Genomic DNA, 16,874 nt, shown 5'->3' on the forward strand with positions numbered 1-16,874 from the left:
ATGACGCAGGTATCGCCTAAACAGCGCGCGACGCGCATTGAGAATGCCCAGCAGGCGTTGCAGGTCGCGCAGGAGCTGGCGGAGCGTTTTCGTGCCGGTTCTGCCCAGCGCGACCGCGAACGTGAACTGCCGCACACCGAGTTACAGCAGCTGTTCCAATCCGGGCTCGGTGCCATCACCGTGCCGCGTGACTTTGGCGGCATTGAGATTTCTACCGCCGAACTGGCCGCGATTTTCGTGCTTTTGAGCGCCGCCGACGGTTCGATTGGTCAGGTGCCGCAGAACCATTTTTATGCGCTGGAAGTGTTGCGCATCAACGGCAGCGAGGCGCAGAAACAGCGGCTCTATGCTGAAGTGGTGGCAGGCGTGCATCACGGCAACGCGCTGGCGGAATTCACTTCGCCCGCCGCGCATCAGCGTTCTACGGCAGTTTCGCAGCAGGCGGAAGGATTGCGCCTCAACGGCAATAAATTTTACTGCACCGGCGCGCTGTATGCCGATCGCATTCCGACGCTGGCGATAGCCGATGATGGCAAGGAGCAGCTGGTGTTTGTGCCGCGTCATCAGCATGGCGTCAACGTGATTGATGACTGGAGCGGCTTCGGTCAGCGCACCACCGGCAGCGGCAGCGTGCAGTTCCGCGACGTAGCCATTGCGCCGGAAGATGTGGTGCCGTTCCAGACGGCGTTTGAGCGTCCGAGCACCGTTGGGCCCTTTGCGCAGATTATGCATGCGGCTATCGATCAGGGCATCGCGCGGGCGGCGTTTGACGACATGCTCGATTTCCTGCGTCAACGCGCGCGGCCGTGGCCGGACAGCGGCGTCGATCGTGCGAGCGACGATCCACTGACGCTTGATCGCACCGGTCGTCTGGCCGCACGTTTGAGCGCCGGCGATGCGCTGTTGGCGATTGCGGGTGATGCGGTTGACGTGGCGCAGCGCGATCCCAGCGCCGAAAACGTGGCGCTGGCATCGGTAGACGTCGCCAAAGCCCGCGCCTGGACCACGGACGTGTCGCTGGAGGCCAGCAATTTGCTGTTTGAACTTGGCGGATCGCGTTCCAGCCTGCGCGAGCATAACTTTGACCGTCACTGGCGCAATGCGCGTACCCATACTTTGCACGATCCGGTGCGCTGGAAATATCCGGCCATCGGCAACTACCTGCTGAATGGCGTGTTGCCGCCGCGTCGGGGGACGATATGAGTCAAAAACAGATTCTGCTCAACGCCTTCAATATGAACTGCGTTGGGCACATTCATCACGGTATGTGGACGCATCCACAGGATCGTTCGGTGGATTTCAACTCACTGGATTACTGGCTGGATCTGGCGCGCTTGCTGGAGCGCGGGCTGTTTGATGGGCTGTTTATCGCCGATATTCTCGGCGTGTATGACGTCTATCAGCAAGGCATTGGCCTGACCGCCAAAGAGTCGATTCAGCTGCCGGTGAACGATCCGCTGATGCTGATTTCCGGCATGGCCAGCGTTACGCAGCATCTGGGTTTTGGCGTCACCGCCAACCTGAGTTATGAAGCGCCGTATCCGTTCGCGCGCCGCCTTTCCACGCTCGACCACCTGACCAAAGGGCGCCTCGGCTGGAACATCGTCACTGGTTATCTTGATAGCGCCGCGCGTGCCATGGGCCAGCAACAGCTGCTGGCGCACGATCGCCGCTATGATCAGGCCGATGAGTTTCTCGATGTCACCTACAAGCTGTGGGAAGGCAGCTGGCAGGATGATGCGTTGGTGCAGGATAAAGCCAATCGTCGCTACGCCGATGCCAATAAAATCCACCAAATCAATCATCAGGGCGAGTTCTATCAGGTGCAGGGTTATCACCTGAGCAGCCCGTCGCCGCAGCGCACGCCGCTGCTGTTCCAGGCCGGTTCCTCGGCGCGCGGCGTGCAGTTTGCCGGACGTCACGCCGAGTGCAGCTTTGTGAATGCCGCGTCACCGGCAGCGATGCGCGAGCAATCGACGCGCTTGCGCCAGGCGGCGGTGGAGGCCGGACGCCATCCTAACGATCTGCGCATCTTTATGGGCGTCAGCGTGATTGTCGCGCCCACCGAACGTGAAGCGCAGGAGAAGCATCAAAGCTACCTCGCCTACGCCAGCCCAGAAGCCGGCATCGCGCACTTCTCCAGCTCGATTGGTCTGGATTTGGCGGCGTTCGAACTCGATGAGCCGATTCAGACCGGCGACACGCGCGCCATAGAATCGGTGAGCAAAGCCTTCAGCGGCTGGACGCGGCGTCGTTTGCTGGAGCAGCACGCGATGGGCAGCCGCTATCCGCTGATCGTTGGCAATCCGAGCCAGGTCGCGGATGCGCTGATTAAGTGGATCGACGAAGGCGATATCGACGGCTTTAACCTGACGCGCATCCTTAATCCGCAGAGCTACCGCGATTTTATCGATCTGGTGGTGCCGGAATTACAGCAGCGCGGCCGCTTCAAGACCGCGTATCAGCCCGGTTCATTGCGGCAGAAAATTTTTCAACAGCAGGACCGCTTGCCCGATCGCCATCCGGCGGCGCGCTGGCGCGACGGCGTTAACCTTCGTTAATTTAACCTCAGGGATCTGATATGAACATTGCACGTCATTTTGCGCTGGCTGCCAGCGTCGCACTGCTGGCGTTTAGCGCCGTCGCCGCCGAAAACTACAGCGGGCCGCTGAAAGTCGGTACTACAGCAGCCTTTGCGCCGCCGCTGGAAACCGCGGTGGCTGAGGCGAAAAAACAGGGTTTGAACGTTGAGCTGGTGGAGTTCACCGACTGGACCGCGCCGAACGTCAGCGTGGAAAACGGCGATATCAATGTGAACCTGTTCCAGCACAAACCGTTCCTGGAAAACGCCAACCAGCAGGGCGGATTCCATCTGGTGCCGTTCGCGCCGGCGATCATCAACAACATCGGGCTCTATTCGAAGAAACATACCGCGATTGACCAGATTCCCGATGGCGGCACGGTGGCGATTGCCAACGATCCGATTAACGGCGCGCGCGGCCTGCTGCTGCTGCAAAAAGCCAGGCTGATTAGCTTAAAACCGGGCGCGGGCCTCAAATCTACCGTGGATGACATTGTCAGTAATCCAAAGCATCTGAAGATTATCGAAGTGGAAGCGGTGCAGCTGTCGCGTTCGCTGGATGAAGTCGATTTAGCGCAGGGTTATCCGCACTATCTGCGCCTGTCGAAGACCATCGATCCGAACAATGCGCTGCTGTTCGATGGCCTGGAGCATCCGGAATATGTGATTCAGTTCGTGATCCGCGACGGTCATCAGAACGATCCGCGCCTGGCGAAGTTCGTTGATATCTACCAGCATTCGCCGGTGGTGCGCGCCAAACTCGATGACTTTTACGGCAAGCTGTATCAGCCGGGCTGGAGCCAGTAAGCATGGTGAGCCTGACGCTACCCGGCGAGCGCGATGCGTTGCTGTCACCGACGGCCGAGACGGCAGGGAAAATCCACGTGCAGATTCGTGGCTTGAGTAAACGCTATCCCGGCCAAACTCAGGATGCGCTGAAAGAGGTCGATCTGCAGGTTAAGCGCGGCGAGATTTTCGGCATCATTGGCCGTAGCGGGGCCGGTAAATCGACGCTGATCCGCTGCCTTAATCGGCTGGAAAAGCCTACTCGCGGTCAGGTGGTGATTGACGGGATTGACCTAAGCACGCTGAGCGATCGTCAACTGGTGGATTGGCGACGCGGTACCGGCATGATTTTCCAGCACTTCAATTTGCTGTCGGCGAAAACGGTGCGTGAAAACATCGAGCTGCCGATGAAAGTGGCGGGCGTGCCTGCGGCGCAGCGGCGGCGCAAAGTGGATGAACTGCTGGCGCTGGTGGGCCTTGAGCAGCGCCAGCACGCGTGGCCAGCGCAATTGTCCGGCGGGCAGAAGCAGCGCGTTGGCATTGCGCGCGCGCTGGTGCACGATCCCGAATTGCTGCTGTGTGATGAAGCCACCTCGGCACTCGATCCAGAAACCACGCGCTCGATTCTGGCGCTGCTGAAGAAGATCAATCAACAGCGTCACATCACCATTGTGCTGATTACCCATGAAATGGACGTGGTGCACGATCTCTGCCATCAGGTGGCGGTAATCGATCAGGGCGAAATCATCGAGCGCGGGCCGGTGTGGCAGGTGTACAGCGATCCGCAGCAAGAGACTACGCGACAGCTGCTCAATCCGCAGTTCAGCGCGCTGCCGGAAACGATTCAACCGCTGCTGACGCCGACGCGCGAGCGTGGCGATTCACGTCTGCTGGTGCGGTTGCGCTACACCGGACAGGGCGCACAGCCGGATTTGGCGGCGCTAAGCGCACGGGTTGGCGGGGAACTGACGTTAATGTATAGCGCGGTGGAGTGGGTGGACAGCAAACCGACCGGGCAAATGTTGCTGCTGCTTGATGCGCAGCATGACGCTGACACCGCGCGGACGCGTTTAACCCCGATTGCGGATCAACTGGAGATACCGGGCTATGTCACTGGCTATTGATCGTTTATGGATTGGGCTGCTGGATACGCTGCTGATGGTGGGCGTGTCGTCGCTGCTGGCGCTGGCGCTGGGTTTGCCGATGGCGGTGATTCTGGTGGTAACCGGACGCGGCGATCTGTTTCCCAGCCCGCTGCTGAATCGCGTGCTGGGCTGGGTGGTGAACCTGTTCCGCTCGATCCCGTTTTTGATTCTGATGGTGGCGCTGATTCCTTTTACCCGCTGGATCGTCGGCACCACCTACGGCGTGTGGGCGGCGGTGGTGCCGCTGACGCTGGCGGCGACGCCGTTCTTTGCGCGTATCGCCGAAGTGAGCCTGCGCGAAGTGGATAAAGGGCTGACCGAAGCGGCGCAGGCGATGGGTTTTCATCGCTGGCATATTATCTGGCATGTCTTATTGCCCGAAGCGCGGCCCGGCATTGTGAGCGGGTTTACCATTACGCTGGTGACGATGATTAACGCCTCGGCGATGGCCGGCGCGATTGGTGCGGGCGGCTTGGGCGATTTGGCGTATCGTTATGGTTATCAGCGTTTTGATATGCAGGTGATGCTGACGGTGATTGTGGTGCTGGTGGCGTTGGTGACGGTGCTGCAGTTCTTTGGCGACAGGTTGTCGCGCCGGTTGAATCACCGTTGATATCAAGAAAAGCGCAATAAATTGCGCCGCTACGCCAGGTGTGCAGAGGGATAGCGGCGCGATTCATCGCGCGCTTTTGACCTTATGTTTCTATCTGATCTGCAATCCCTCTAACGCCGCCAGCAACGCATCCACTTTGGGTAACAGCTGCTTGCGGCGCGGCCAAATCAGGGTTAAGGCCAAACCATCCGGCTGCTGCTCGGGCAGAATGATCTCCAGCTCGCCGCGCGCCAGCGGCTCCCGCACCAGCCATGATGGCATCTGTGCCACGCCTAATCCGGCACACAGCGCCTGCATCTGCGCATCCACATCACCCAGCGCCATGCGGTGCGGCAGGTTACGCCAGTGCGGATAGCCATCTTCCGTGGTGAACAGCCACGGCTTGGTGCTGCCATCGACGCGTTCATACATGATCGCCTGATGCTGCAACAATTCGGCTTCGCTGGTGGGCCGACCCACGCGCGCCAGATAATCGGGTGATGCGCAAAACACCATGCGTTCGCGGCCCATCTGGCGACAGCCCAGCGAGGCGGGCAGATCCGGCGATCCACCAATGCGCACCGCAACATCAATCCCTTCATCAAACAGATCGATAAAGCGATCGGAAAAAGTCAGATTGAGCTCCACATCCGGATGCTGGTGGCAAAACGGAATCAGCAGCGGCATCACGCCGAGGCGTCCATAGGTGTTCGGCACCGCTAATCGCAAGCGCCCGGAAGGAATGGTGCGCTGCGCCGCCAGCACCGCTTCGGCTTCTGCCAGCTCCTCCATGATGCGTAAACAGGTTTGGTAATAGGCGTTTCCGGCGTCGGTGAGTTTCAGGCTGCGGGTGGTGCGCTCCAGCAGGCGCGAACCCAGGCGGGTTTCCAGCCGCGTCACGCTTTTGCTCACCGCCGAACCCGTGAGATGCAGGCGCTCAGCGGCGGCGGCAAAGCTGCCGCCCTCGACGCTGGCAACAAAAGGAACGATATCTTTCAGGCGCTGATCGTGCATGGATTCGTGAACTCAGGTTGTGAATGCCGTGAATTAATGCCAATGATAGGAATTAAATTCTCTATTAAACTTATCATTACTGAAACCAAGGAGAATTGAAATGCAAAAGCAGGCATTGATTGTAGGCATTAGCGGTGTGATTGGACGTGCGCTGGCGGAAAAATTGCAGCGCGAAGGTTGGCAGGTCAGCGGTTTATCGCGCGGACGTGGCGCAGTGCCGGAAGGTTGCCGCAGCCTGACCGCCGATCTAACGGATGGTGATGCGGTGCGTGCTGCGCTGGCAGAAGAGCAGCCGGATGCGCTGTTCTTTAGCGTCTGGTCGCGCCAGGAAAATGAGAAAGAGAACATCCGCGTCAATGGCGGCATGGTGCGTAACGTCATTGAAGCACTGGGCGAGCGTCTGAAGGGATCGCATGTGGCGCTGGTGACCGGCCTGAAGCATTACCTCGGCCCGTTCGAAGCCTACGGTAAAGGCGCAGTGCCGGTGACGCCATTCCGCGAAGAGCAGGGCCGCCAGCCGGTCGATAACTTCTATTACGCGCAGGAAGACGAGGTGTTTGCCGGTGCGGACAAATATGGCTATCGCTGGAGCGTACATCGTCCGCACTCGATTGTGGGCTTTGCGCTGGGTAACGCGATGAATATGGGCCAGACGCTGGCGGTGTATGCCACGCTGTGCCGCGAGCAAGGTTTGCCGTTTATCTTCCCGGGTTCGCCAGAGCAGTGGAACGGTGTGTCCGACGTGACCGACGCGGGTTTGCTGGCAGAACAGCTGCTGTGGGCCGCAACTGCGGCAGAAGCGGCCAATCAGGATTTCAACGCGGTGAACGGCGATGTGTTCCGCTGGAACTGGTTGTGGCCACGTCTGGCGGCTTACTTTGGCGTGGAAGCGGCGGAGTATCCGGCGCAGATGATGCCACTAGAAGGACGCATGCAGGATGCGGCTGAAACGTGGCGCGAGGTGGCGGCACGTTATCAATTGCGTGAAGCGGACATCACTAAACTGGCATCATGGTGGCATACCGACGCGGATTTGGGACGCCCAATGGAAGCGTTTACCGACATGAGCAAGAGCCGCAAAGCGGGCTTCACCGGTTATCGTTCAACGCTGGATTCATTTACGCAGTTATTTGATCGACTGAAAGCGGAGAAAGTGATTCCGCAGTAAATTTTGATTGAAAAGGGCGGCTCATAGGGGCCGCTTTTGCATCATTAAAATATAGCGACACACCATCCGCTTTATTGTCAGGCAACCGGATCGATAATTTAATTTAATGAAAATAATGCCCCAGCATAAGCCAGGTTTTTAAGCTTATACTGAGGCAAAATGGAAACTTACTTTTTCTTATAAACGATGGCGGTACCATGTATTTTGTTATTGGTATTCGCGGAGGTTACGACAAAGATATCGCCGCCTTTTTCTTCAGCCAATTTAGACAGTTCCTCTCTGGCGCTGGCGGGATCCGTTTCACCTGAGGTGGAAATGTTCCCTACCTCTACATATTGATCTTTTACCTTTTCAAACTCAACTTTGCTCATCAGGTCTGCGGCGAGTGAGCTGAAAGATACCGAGCTTGCTAATAATACGAAAATTAACTTTTTCATACGTATCCTTGGATGAGGTAATTGATGGGAATGTAATTATATTGCTATTATTCTATAGTTTAGAAATAACGTATTTACAATATGGGTGAGCCGATTTTTAATCTTTTGCATGGAAATATCACACCAAAGAATTAACTTAACCATTGCACTCTTTCACTCGACTCACTTCAACGTCACCCAACGTTTCCCCACCAGCACCGTCATCGCCACAATCGTCGCTATCGCCGCCAGATGCATGGCAAAATCCAGCGGATGCAGATGCACCGGATGGCAAAATGCCAGCAGCGTGACCGCCATGCAGGAGACGCCCAAACCGGCCATCGCCAGGCTGCGCACCGGATGCAATGCGCGGGTGCGGCGTAGGCTGGCGATCATCAGCACCATCATCGGTGTGCTGACCACCAGCAGAAAGGTGAAGCAGCGCGCGCTGTCATTGTCATGTTCGATCGGCACTTCACCGGGAATCTGGCTGATGCTCATGCCGAGCCACAGCAGGCCAATCGGCAGCAGCGCTTTCCAGCTGATACTGCGGCGTCCGGCGATGCTCATGTTGAAGGCGCTGCGGATTGCCAGCGTGCCGAGTACAAAGGCCAGCACCAGCTGCAGGATGGCCTGCAGTGCGCCCGGCTGCGCCCAGTCGGTGAAACTGCGCTGCACCAGGAAGCTGGCGGCAATGCCGCAGGGCAATGCCATCAGTAGCCAGGTGATAACGCGCCAGCTAGTGGATCGCAGCGGTTTAACCGGTCGCATCTCGCGCCCGAGTTTTTCAATTAACAGGTCATGATCGGTCATGATTGGCTCCAAAGCGGCGCAGATTGGTCAGCGCGCGATGCAGCAGCGATTTCACCGCGGCCACACTCAGATTGTTATGCGCGGCCGCTTCCGTCAGGCTCATTTCGCGCAGATGCACATGTTCGACAATTTCGCGCTGACGCGAAGGGAGCTGGCGCAGATATCCGGCCAGCTCTTCCTGCGAGTCATGCTGTGGTGCGTCTGGCGCACTGGCGGCTTCCGGCACGATATCGTTGTTAACTTCCCACTGCTGATGGCGGCCACGTCGCCGCAGCGCATCAATCGCGCGCGCCGAGATAATCGCCATCAGCCAGGGTAAAAAAGGGTAGGCAGGATCATAGGTGTGACGCACCCGATGCACCGTTAGCAGCACATCCTGAATCACATCTTCTACCAGTGCATCATCGGCGATCTGTTTGCGTGTTTGCGAACGAATCACCGGCACCAGCGCTTTCAGCAGTCGGGTATAGGCGAGCTGATCGCCCGCCTGCGCCTGTTCCATTAGCGCGGGCCAACCTTCACGCGCGCTATCGCTTGTTTGCATAATCCGCCTTGTTGTTCTTACGCCTTCTTGCTCGCCTGGTTGAGTGCGTTCACCACAATACTCGGTGTCAGCACCTGCGGCAGCACTTTGGGCGGTCCGCCGTCGGCAGGATAGACCAGATACATCGGTAATCCGCCCTGACCAAACTCACTCATGGTGTCATCCACGTCCGGGTTAAATTTAGTGGAATCTGCCACCATGTACAGCGTACCGGTTTTGGCAATGGCCTCTTTAACCGCCAGGGTTGAGAGCGAGGTTTTCTCATTCACCTGACAGGTGATGCACCAGGATGCGGTGAAATCGACAAAGATCGCTTTCCCGTGACCGCGCTGCGCTTCAACCGCCTGCGGCGTCCATTTGGCTTTGGTCACTTCCGCCGTCAACTGATCGCCCGCCAGGCCTGCACCGGGTTTGATCAGCGTTGGCAGCGGGGCGATCACCGCGATAATCAGCAGCGCCGTAACGGCAAACAGCACCTTGTGACTTTTACCGGCAAAGTGGCGATGTTGCGCCATGCCGTACAACCAGCCGGCGAAGGCGACCACCACGGAAGCGGCCAGCAAGGTGGCCAGCGCCGCGCTTCCCGCTTGCTGCGCCAGCACCCACACCAGCCAGGCATACGCGCCAAACATCGGGAACGCCAGACCGCGTTTCAATACATCCATCCATGCGCCGGGACGCGGCAGGAATTTCGCCAGCGCCGGGAACAGTGAAACTAGCGTGAACGGTGCGGCGAAGCCGATGGCCAGCGCAAAGAAGATCACTAAGGCGACGGCAGGCGGCTGCACCAACGCATAACCAATGGCGCTCGCCATAAAGGGTGCGGCGCACGGCGTGGCGACGACGATTGCCAGCGCACCGGTTAATGCCGAACGCGTAAAGGCACCGCGACCAACATCAACCGAGCCGACGCGCTGCACGGATAAGCCCACTTCAAACACGCCGAGCAAGTTGAGCGCGGCGGCGAGGATCACCAGCGACAGCAAGGCGATCACCAGCGGCGATTGCAGCTGGAAACCCCAGCCAACCGCCGCACCACCGGCGCGTGCCGCCAGCAGGATGCCCGCCAGCGCCATCATGGTCACCACAACGCCGAGTAAAAAGCCCAAGCCTTCGCGACGCGCGCTGGCGGCGTTATCGGTATGGCGCAACAGGCCGAGCGCTTTCAGCGAGATCACCGGAAACACGCAGGGCATTAAGTTCAGAATGATGCCGCCGATGAAGGCGGCCAGCATGGCGGTTAACATCGCTGGCCTCTTTACTTAATGAGTTTGCGGGTGAGAAGCGTCGTACTGCTTAACGGCGGCAAGCGCTTTCTCGATATGTGTGTCCGGGTTTCTGTCAGTGTAACTCAGCAGAATGTCGCCATCGGGCGCAATCACGTAAGAGGTGCGATCGGAAAGGGTTTTGCCTTTCATCTGCATGGTGGTTTGATACTGCGCCGCCACTTTCGCACCGGGATCGGCGGCAACGGTGAATTTATCGCGGCACTCGAGTTTAGAGAAATCGCTGACCTGATCGGTATTGCCCGCGGTCACGCCAATTACCGTGGCACCCATTTTGCTGAAGCTGTCTGTAGCTTCAGCAAAATCGTGCGCTTCAATGGTACAGCCCGCGCTAAACGCCGCCGGGAAGAAATAGAGCACCACCGGACCTTTTTGCAGCGCCTTTTCCAGCGAGAAGGTCAACGGCTTACCGGCCAACGCGCCCTGCAGTTCGAAGTTCGGCGCTTCCGCGCCCACCGGCAATGCGGCACCGGCGTTAAAGGCGGAAAGACCCAGCGCTGCTGTCATGGTCAGGGTACAAACGAGGGATTTGATGCGTTTCATTTTCTGCTCCTGCGATGTATGGGAGTTCCGATTTGGATGTCTCACTAGTTCAGTTCGCTGGGGCAGGGAGGAAAGTTTCGGTGCTGGGAAGAATAATTTAAAAAGGTGCAGTAATGCATTTGCATTGCACAATGCAAATGCATTACTGTGGGTCATCTTGGCGGATAGGCGGCTTTATAAGCGATGTTGCTTTGTGAGCGGCTGAGGAGGAAGAAGTGTTTAAATTTGATCTAGTGGATGTATCACTCCGTGCAGAGTCGAGGCTGACAGAACGGAGTCAAACAACTATTCCAGCGGCAATTCGCGATGCTCTACAGCTTAAACCGGGTGAAATTATCGAATATTCCCTGTTATCGGGCGGCAAAGTCATCATTTCTAAGCAAAATGATGAGCAGGATGATCCTGCTGTACTGCATTTTCTGACTTTTCTCGAACGAGATATGGTGAATAACCCGCAGCATATTCACTCAGTTCCTGTCGAATTTTGGTCAGGTCTGGAAAATTTGGTCGCTGGAATTGATGTTGATTTAGATGCTCCGCTCACGGATGACTAAACTGCGGGAGAAAGGGTGTGGATTACATGGAAATCAACGGATGGAAATTTTATTTCCACGCTTGTTTTACTGCTCAGGTAACGTCTTTAGCGCAGGAAGTGTTGCAGCTTAAAGTTGAAAAACCGCATGAATACCATAAAAAGAAACAGACGAAATTACTGGCAGCAATTTATAAGGTCGTTACAGAAGTTATTGCGCGAGATCCGCTGAATCCCCAGTTTCGACAAGGGGGAACTTTAGGGGATGAAAATCGATATTGGTATCGCGCGAAATTTTTGCAGCAGTTTCGATTGTTTTTCCGCTGTAGCGAACAGAGTAAAACCATCATTCTTGGCTGGGTGAATGATTTTGGCACATTACGCGCTTACGAAAGTAAGAACGATGCATACAAAACATTTAAGAGGATGTTGGATGCCGGACATCCACCGAGTGATTGGGGACAGCTACTGCGTGAATCGACAGGCGAATCGGGTTTTCTTTTCCGGGCACCATTCTCATAATTTATCCCTTTAATGGAATAAATTTGCTTAACTCCAGGTCGCCATGAATGGCGACTCTACAGTGGTTTGACAAAGTTTTCGTAGGGTGCGCATTCATGCGCACCTGCATACATAGGCAATTTATTGTTTAAGTGAGCGGTATTACGCCATGATAAGCAACCCTACGAAGTTGGCTGGATCCCCTGACAAAACAGACTCAACGTGTGCTGGACAATGATTTCACGCGAGTACGCGGGATCGCTGGCAAAGCGGGTAAAAGGCACCAGCACCAGGCTGAGAATCGAAGTCATCAGCAGTTGTGGCTCCAGATGGGGGTTGAGTAATCCTTGCTGCTGCCAGCCTTCAATCAGTTTTTTCACTTCATCACGTTCACCGTGACCAAAGCGCTTTTTAATGTGCTGACCTAAACCGCCTTCACCTTGCATTACTTCCTGCATCCACAGCGGCGCGAACCAGTTGTGTGTGGTGACGATGTCCGCGACTTCACGGATAAAGGCGCTGAAGGTGGTGACAGGATCGCGCGGGTCATCCATAAAGTGCGCCACCAGGCGCTGGCGTAACGGCAAAAAACGCTCCTCAACCACAATATCCAGCAGCGATTCGCGCGACTGAAAATAGTAATTCAGCATCGCTGGACTCACGCCCGCTTTGCGCGCTATCGCATTGAGAGAGGTTTCGCCGATACCGTTTTCGGCATACAGCGCTAAGGTGATGTCGAGCAGATGTTCGCGCTGCTGCACGTTGATCGCGCCGCCGCGCGGACGGCCGGGACGGCGGGGTTTGACTGCGTTGGCCATATCGTCAGCAGGGACTTTTCGTGCGGTCATCTTTACTCGCTCACTTGATTCATGCCAGACTGCAGGCAATATTAATTGTATATTTAATTAATTTCAATTGGTGTCTGTTATGAAACCCCAAACACTCGCGCCGCAGTCGGGCAGCGGGCAGGAGAATCCTCCTTCTGTTCGCTTACTGATGAGCGCTTTATTACTGGTGATGCTGTTGGCGGCGCTGGATCAAACCATCGTCTCCACCGCGTTGCCGACTATCGTCGGCGAACTGGGTGGGCTCGATCGCCTGTCGTGGATCGTCACCGCTTATATGCTGGCTTCGACGATTGTGGTGCCGCTGTACGGCAAATTCGGCGACCTGTTTGGTCGTAAATCGGTACTGCAGATCTCGGTGGTGCTGTTTTTAATTGGCTCGGCACTGTGCGGTCTGGCGCAGAATATGGAGCAGCTGATTTTCACTCGTGCGCTGCAAGGCTTAGGCGGCGGTGGTTTGATGGTGGTGAGTATGGCGGCGGTCGCCGATGTGATTCCCCCGCAAGAGCGCGGTAAATATCAGGGCCTGTTTGGCGGCGTTTTCGGTCTGGCAACGGTGATTGGGCCGCTACTGGGCGGTTTTATCGTGCAGCACGCTTCATGGCGCTGGATTTTCTACATCAATTTGCCGCTAGGTTTGTTTGCGCTGGTGATCATCAACGCGGTGTTTAAGACCGACAACAAACGCAAGCCGCATGAGATTGACTATCCTGGCGCGGTGTTTCTCAGCCTGGCGTTGGTGGGTATCACGCTGTTTACCAGCGAAGGCGGCACGTTACGTGAATGGTCCGATCCGCTGCTGTGGTGCATTCTGGCGTTTGGTGTAATTGGTGTGCTCGGTTTTATTTATGAGGAGCGCCGCGCCTGGGAACCGATTATTCCGCTGTCACTGTTCCGCAATCGCAGCTTCTCGCTCGCCAGTTTGATGGCGTTTATCGTTGGCATGTCGCTGTTTGGCAGCGTGACGTTTTTACCGCTCTATCTGCAGGTGGTGAAGGGCTCGACGCCGACCGAAGCCGGTTTACAGCTGCTGCCGCTGATGGGCGGATTGCTGATCACTTCCATCGTCAGCGGACGCATTATTAGCCGTACCGGCAAATATCGCCTGTTCCCGATTGGCGGTACCTTGCTGGCGACTATCGGCATGGCGCTGCTGACCACGCTGACCATTGATGCGCCGCTGTGGCATATCTACCTGTTTGCCTGCGTGTTGGGGATGGGAATGGGCATGGTGATGCAGGTGCTGGTGCTGGCGGTACAGAACACCGTAACGCCCGATCGCATCGGTGTCGCTACCTCATCAGTCACGTTGTTCCGCTCGGTTGGCGGTTCGATTGGCGTGGCGCTGTTTGGCGCGGTGTTTAGCCAGGTGCTGAAATCGGGTTTGACCACGCTGGTGGAGCAGGGCAAAGCATTGCCGCGTACGCTCGATCCTGATGCGGTGCACCGTTTGCCGCATGATGTCCAGCAAGCCTATTTGCAGGTGTTTGGCGATGCGGTGCATTCAGCCTTTCAAATGGCGGCGGGTGTGATGCTGCTGGCCTTTGTGCTGTCGCTGTTTCTGCCAGAATCACCGCTGCGCAAGAAAGACGCAGCGGCGTAACGCGGTTAAACCGCCGCGCGTTGCTGCAAGGTTTTTACCGCTTGTGCAGCGTCGCGGCCCAGTTCCGCTAAATCCACTCCGGCCATCACATCATCCTGCACCAGCAGTTTTCCGGCACAAATCAGCGCCTTTAAACTGGCGCGTCCGCCGCTGGCCACCGGGCCAATGGCGGGATCGTGCAAACCAAAATAGCGCGGGTCGTCGAGCCGATAGATGGCGATATCGGCGGCCATGCCAGGTGCAAGGCGGCCGGTGTTTAAGCCCAAAACCTGCGCGCCACCGGATGTGCCCCAGCGCACCACATCTTCAATGCGGGCGGCGTCGCCACCGCCTTCAAAGGTTCCACCGGCATAACGCGGCTGCGCCAGCATGCCTTTGCGTGCGCGCTGGAGCTGCCAGGCGGCGTGGGCTTCGCTTTGCATATCCGCCGCTTCATTTGAGGCCGCGCCATCAACGCCAATTGAGATCTTCACGCCTGCGTGTTCCATTGCCACCAAATCGGCAATGCCGCTGCCGAGGCGCGCGTTACTTTGCGGGCAGTGCGCGATACCGCTGCCCGCCGCGCCCAGCATGGCGATCTCTTCCGGCAGCAGTTTCACCAGATGCGCAAACCACACGTCATTGCCAATCCAGTCGTGTTCGGCGCAAAACTGCAGCGGCGTCATACCGAACTTCGCGCGTGCGGCATCGAGATAATCAACGGTTTCCGACAGATGGCTGTGCAGGCGAATATCGAGCTGACGCGCCAGGCGCGCGCTCTCGCGCAGCTCCTGCGGCGTGGTGGAGTGCAGCGTGGTGGTCGGCGCCATCACGATGCGGCGCATCGCGCTATTCTGCGGTTGGTGATAGCGCGCCACCAGACGATCAACATCTGCCATCATGCTGTCAAAGCTTTCCGGGCGCAGCGCGGTGGGCAAGTCGCTCTCTAAGCCACGGCTTTGCGTCGCACCGCCGCGACACAGCACGAAGCGCACGCCTAGCTTGTCGGCTTCATCGAACAGGATTTCTGCGCCATCAAACGGCATATCAGGCCAATAAAGATAGTGATGGTCAGCGATGGTGGTGCAGCCGGAACGCACCAGCTCGACCAGACCCACCCGCGCGGCGATGCGAAATGTCTGTTCGTCGAAGGCACCACGAAAGCGATACGGCGTCGCCGCCAGCCAGCCGCCCAGACTTAGATTCAGACCTTGGGGTTCGCCTTTCAGCAGCGATTGAAACAGATGATGATGCGTATTAACCCAGCCGGGATAAACCACGCAATCGCGGGCGTCGATCACGGTTTCATCGGCGACAGCCTCAAGTTCGCCCATCTCCACAATCAGGCCATCGCGCAGTCGAATATCGCGCGCGCTGCTACGCGGTTGCTGTTTATCGCCGGTCAGGATCGCGGCGCAGTGTTGAATTAGCAGTTGGCTCATGAGCACCTCACTCCACTTTCGCCGCGACAAACTGCGTGCTAAACGCGCTCTGCCAGTCGGTGGACGCTTTGAGTAAACCGGCGTTGACCATAAAGTCACGCGTTGCCTGCCAGCGTTTATCCGTCATCACGCCTAAACCTTGCTGCGCGGCATCGCCGCCGTCAATCAGGTGCAGGGCTTTCATCTGCGATACGCCAAAGGCCAAAACCGCGTCGGTCATCTGCGGGTTCTCTTTTTTGATCAGCGCATTACCGGCAGCCGGATTGGCAAGGTAGGATTTCCAGCCTTCCATCGATGCCGCCACAAAACGCTTCATGACATCCGGCTCTTTTTGCAGCAAATCGTCGCGCGTCACCAGAATGCCGCCGTATGCCGGATAGCCATAATCGGCAAACAGATAGAATTTGCTGTCCGGCTGCACCTCTTTAATTTGCTGCACTTCGGAGGTGGCGTAGGCTTGCTGCGCAGTGTTTTTGTCGGCGAGAAACGGTTGCATGTTGAAGGTGTAAGGGCGCGCCTGACCATCCTGCAGCTGATATTTGCCTTTCAGCCACGGCCACCAGCTGGCTTGTCCGCTGGCAGAAACCAGCACGGTTTTACCTTTCAGCTGATCCAGCGACTTCACATCGCCATGGGTGACAATGCCTTGCGGGTCAAACTGAAACGGCGCGGCGATGGCTTTCAGTGGGAAGTTGCGCTCAACGCCCTGCAGCACTTGCAGATCGTAGCTGACGATGACATCAGCACGATTCGCCAGCAGCAGCGTCATGTTATTCAGCTGTGGCCCGCCGGAGCGCACCTCAACATCCAGCCCATATTTTTTATAGATGCCGGTGGCGAGCGCCTGGTAATAACCGCCTTGTTCAGCCTGCGCGACCCAGGTGGTTTGCAATATCAGTTTGTCGGCGGCGTGCGACAGTGCAGAGCTGCTCAGCAGAGCAGCGAATAAGGAGAAACGGAAACGCGACATTGTCATAAAACCCCCAATAAACGTTGAGTTTGTTGTCGTCATCAGGGGCGTAGCGGCGCATGGCGTGCTCACGATGCGTAATGCGCATCGTCCCCTGACGAGGTACAGCTAATG

18 protein-coding genes are annotated in these 16,874 nt (G+C 57.1%); 9 read left to right on the forward strand and 9 right to left on the reverse strand.

What is annotated here, in order from left to right; translation table 11 throughout:
* Genes ACFQW4_RS00255 through ACFQW4_RS00275 form a run of 5 tightly spaced genes read left to right on the forward strand, consistent with a single transcriptional unit; the run spans position 1 to position 5,125 of the window.
* Complete coding sequence (locus ACFQW4_RS00255; protein WP_377723030.1) at positions 1-1,203, forward strand: SfnB family sulfur acquisition oxidoreductase; 1,203 nt, start codon at positions 1-3, stop codon at positions 1,201-1,203.
* The gene (locus ACFQW4_RS00260; protein WP_377723032.1) at positions 1,200-2,561 is read left to right on the forward strand and encodes an LLM class flavin-dependent oxidoreductase; all 1,362 of its coding nucleotides are present in this window, start codon (positions 1,200-1,202) and stop codon (positions 2,559-2,561) included. The genes ACFQW4_RS00255 and ACFQW4_RS00260 overlap by 4 nt, the downstream gene beginning before the upstream one ends.
* Before the next feature lie 20 nt (positions 2,562-2,581).
* Positions 2,582-3,388, forward strand: coding sequence for a MetQ/NlpA family ABC transporter substrate-binding protein (locus ACFQW4_RS00265; RefSeq protein WP_377723034.1), 807 nt, complete (start codon positions 2,582-2,584; stop codon positions 3,386-3,388).
* Positions 3,389-3,390: 2 nt separating this feature from the next.
* Positions 3,391-4,491 (forward strand): methionine ABC transporter ATP-binding protein, encoded by a 1,101-nt coding sequence (locus ACFQW4_RS00270; RefSeq protein WP_377723036.1) that lies wholly within the window; start codon positions 3,391-3,393, stop codon positions 4,489-4,491.
* Positions 4,475-5,125 carry a methionine ABC transporter permease gene (locus tag ACFQW4_RS00275; protein WP_061719142.1) on the forward strand — a complete coding sequence of 217 codons (651 nt, stop codon included), beginning with the start codon at positions 4,475-4,477 and terminating at the stop codon, positions 5,123-5,125. The genes ACFQW4_RS00270 and ACFQW4_RS00275 overlap by 17 nt, the downstream gene beginning before the upstream one ends.
* Before the next feature lie 90 nt (positions 5,126-5,215).
* Here the strand turns inward: ACFQW4_RS00275 and ACFQW4_RS00280 are convergent, their stop codons facing one another.
* The gene (locus ACFQW4_RS00280) at positions 5,216-6,118 is read right to left on the reverse strand and encodes a LysR family transcriptional regulator (protein ID WP_101761700.1); all 903 of its coding nucleotides are present in this window, start codon (positions 6,116-6,118) and stop codon (positions 5,216-5,218) included.
* A 100-nt stretch (positions 6,119-6,218) separates the two neighbouring features.
* Here ACFQW4_RS00280 and ACFQW4_RS00285 point away from each other — a divergent pair, with 100 nt between their 5' ends.
* Positions 6,219-7,286, forward strand: coding sequence for an SDR family oxidoreductase (locus ACFQW4_RS00285; protein ID WP_101761699.1), 1,068 nt, complete (start codon positions 6,219-6,221; stop codon positions 7,284-7,286).
* A gap of 167 nt (positions 7,287-7,453) precedes the next feature.
* On the opposite strand, the gene yahO is transcribed toward ACFQW4_RS00285, so the two are convergent.
* The 5 genes from yahO to ACFQW4_RS00310 all read right to left on the reverse strand — a co-directional run bounded on the left by yahO (position 7,454) and on the right by ACFQW4_RS00310 (position 10,888).
* Positions 7,454-7,723, reverse strand: a complete 270-nt coding sequence (yahO, locus tag ACFQW4_RS00290; protein WP_101761698.1) for a DUF1471 family periplasmic protein YahO — start codon at positions 7,721-7,723, stop codon at positions 7,454-7,456.
* Between the two features lie 162 nt (positions 7,724-7,885).
* Positions 7,886-8,515 (reverse strand): NrsF family protein, encoded by a 630-nt coding sequence (locus tag ACFQW4_RS00295; protein ID WP_377723040.1) that lies wholly within the window; start codon positions 8,513-8,515, stop codon positions 7,886-7,888.
* A complete protein-coding gene (locus tag ACFQW4_RS00300; RefSeq protein ID WP_101761696.1) occupies positions 8,502-9,059 on the reverse strand; it encodes a sigma-70 family RNA polymerase sigma factor in 558 nt (185 codons plus the stop codon). The genes ACFQW4_RS00295 and ACFQW4_RS00300 overlap by 14 nt, the downstream gene beginning before the upstream one ends.
* 17 nt (positions 9,060-9,076) lie before the next feature.
* Positions 9,077-10,306, reverse strand: coding sequence for a protein-disulfide reductase DsbD family protein (locus tag ACFQW4_RS00305; RefSeq protein WP_377723043.1), 1,230 nt, complete (start codon positions 10,304-10,306; stop codon positions 9,077-9,079).
* A gap of 15 nt (positions 10,307-10,321) precedes the next feature.
* Positions 10,322-10,888, reverse strand: coding sequence for a peroxiredoxin (locus tag ACFQW4_RS00310; protein ID WP_377723045.1), 567 nt, complete (start codon positions 10,886-10,888; stop codon positions 10,322-10,324).
* A 215-nt stretch (positions 10,889-11,103) separates the two neighbouring features.
* Here ACFQW4_RS00310 and ACFQW4_RS00315 point away from each other — a divergent pair, with 215 nt between their 5' ends.
* Both ACFQW4_RS00315 and ACFQW4_RS00320 read left to right on the forward strand, forming a co-directional pair.
* The gene (locus ACFQW4_RS00315; protein ID WP_101761693.1) at positions 11,104-11,442 is read left to right on the forward strand and encodes a type II toxin-antitoxin system PrlF family antitoxin; all 339 of its coding nucleotides are present in this window, start codon (positions 11,104-11,106) and stop codon (positions 11,440-11,442) included.
* A 17-nt stretch (positions 11,443-11,459) separates the two neighbouring features.
* On the forward strand, positions 11,460-11,942 hold the full coding sequence (locus tag ACFQW4_RS00320) for a type II toxin-antitoxin system YhaV family toxin (protein ID WP_206098199.1): 483 nt from the start codon (positions 11,460-11,462) through the stop codon (positions 11,940-11,942).
* 161 nt (positions 11,943-12,103) lie between these two features.
* Here ACFQW4_RS00320 and ACFQW4_RS00325 read toward each other — a convergent pair whose 3' ends face one another.
* Complete coding sequence (locus ACFQW4_RS00325; RefSeq protein WP_101761692.1) at positions 12,104-12,769, reverse strand: TetR/AcrR family transcriptional regulator; 666 nt, start codon at positions 12,767-12,769, stop codon at positions 12,104-12,106.
* 79 nt (positions 12,770-12,848) lie between these two features.
* On the opposite strand from ACFQW4_RS00325, the gene ACFQW4_RS00330 reads away from it, so the two are divergent.
* The gene (locus ACFQW4_RS00330; RefSeq protein WP_377723049.1) at positions 12,849-14,369 is read left to right on the forward strand and encodes an MDR family MFS transporter; all 1,521 of its coding nucleotides are present in this window, start codon (positions 12,849-12,851) and stop codon (positions 14,367-14,369) included.
* Between the two features lie 5 nt (positions 14,370-14,374).
* On the opposite strand, the gene ACFQW4_RS00335 is transcribed toward ACFQW4_RS00330, so the two are convergent.
* A complete protein-coding gene (locus ACFQW4_RS00335) occupies positions 14,375-15,790 on the reverse strand; it encodes an amidohydrolase family protein (protein ID WP_101761690.1) in 1,416 nt (471 codons plus the stop codon).
* 7 nt (positions 15,791-15,797) lie between these two features.
* Positions 15,798-16,766, reverse strand: a complete 969-nt coding sequence (locus ACFQW4_RS00340; RefSeq protein ID WP_377723051.1) for an ABC transporter substrate-binding protein — start codon at positions 16,764-16,766, stop codon at positions 15,798-15,800.
* Between the last annotated feature and the right edge of the window lie 108 nt (positions 16,767-16,874).

Origin of the sequence: Pantoea sp. GCM10028869, from assembly GCF_042666835.1 — a bacterium.
Lineage (GTDB): Bacteria > Pseudomonadota > Gammaproteobacteria > Enterobacterales > Enterobacteriaceae > Pantoea > Pantoea leporis.

Coding starts and splice junctions, on each gene's coding strand:
- ACFQW4_RS00255 (WP_377723030.1), top strand. CDS start 1: ATGACGCAGGTATCGCCTAAACAGCGCGCGACGCGCATTGAGAATGCC.
- ACFQW4_RS00260 (WP_377723032.1), top strand. CDS start 1,200: ATGAGTCAAAAACAGATTCTGCTCAACGCCTTCAATATGAACTGCGTT.
- ACFQW4_RS00265 (WP_377723034.1), top strand. CDS start 2,582: ATGAACATTGCACGTCATTTTGCGCTGGCTGCCAGCGTCGCACTGCTG.
- ACFQW4_RS00270 (WP_377723036.1), top strand. CDS start 3,391: ATGGTGAGCCTGACGCTACCCGGCGAGCGCGATGCGTTGCTGTCACCG.
- ACFQW4_RS00275 (WP_061719142.1), top strand. CDS start 4,475: ATGTCACTGGCTATTGATCGTTTATGGATTGGGCTGCTGGATACGCTG.
- ACFQW4_RS00280 (WP_101761700.1), bottom strand. CDS start 6,118: ATGCACGATCAGCGCCTGAAAGATATCGTTCCTTTTGTTGCCAGCGTC.
- ACFQW4_RS00285 (WP_101761699.1), top strand. CDS start 6,219: ATGCAAAAGCAGGCATTGATTGTAGGCATTAGCGGTGTGATTGGACGT.
- yahO (WP_101761698.1), bottom strand. CDS start 7,723: ATGAAAAAGTTAATTTTCGTATTATTAGCAAGCTCGGTATCTTTCAGC.
- ACFQW4_RS00295 (WP_377723040.1), bottom strand. CDS start 8,515: ATGACCGATCATGACCTGTTAATTGAAAAACTCGGGCGCGAGATGCGA.
- ACFQW4_RS00300 (WP_101761696.1), bottom strand. CDS start 9,059: ATGCAAACAAGCGATAGCGCGCGTGAAGGTTGGCCCGCGCTAATGGAA.
- ACFQW4_RS00305 (WP_377723043.1), bottom strand. CDS start 10,306: ATGTTAACCGCCATGCTGGCCGCCTTCATCGGCGGCATCATTCTGAAC.
- ACFQW4_RS00310 (WP_377723045.1), bottom strand. CDS start 10,888: ATGAAACGCATCAAATCCCTCGTTTGTACCCTGACCATGACAGCAGCG.
- ACFQW4_RS00325 (WP_101761692.1), bottom strand. CDS start 12,769: ATGACCGCACGAAAAGTCCCTGCTGACGATATGGCCAACGCAGTCAAA.
- ACFQW4_RS00330 (WP_377723049.1), top strand. CDS start 12,849: ATGAAACCCCAAACACTCGCGCCGCAGTCGGGCAGCGGGCAGGAGAAT.
- ACFQW4_RS00335 (WP_101761690.1), bottom strand. CDS start 15,790: ATGAGCCAACTGCTAATTCAACACTGCGCCGCGATCCTGACCGGCGAT.
- ACFQW4_RS00340 (WP_377723051.1), bottom strand. CDS start 16,766: ATGACAATGTCGCGTTTCCGTTTCTCCTTATTCGCTGCTCTGCTGAGC.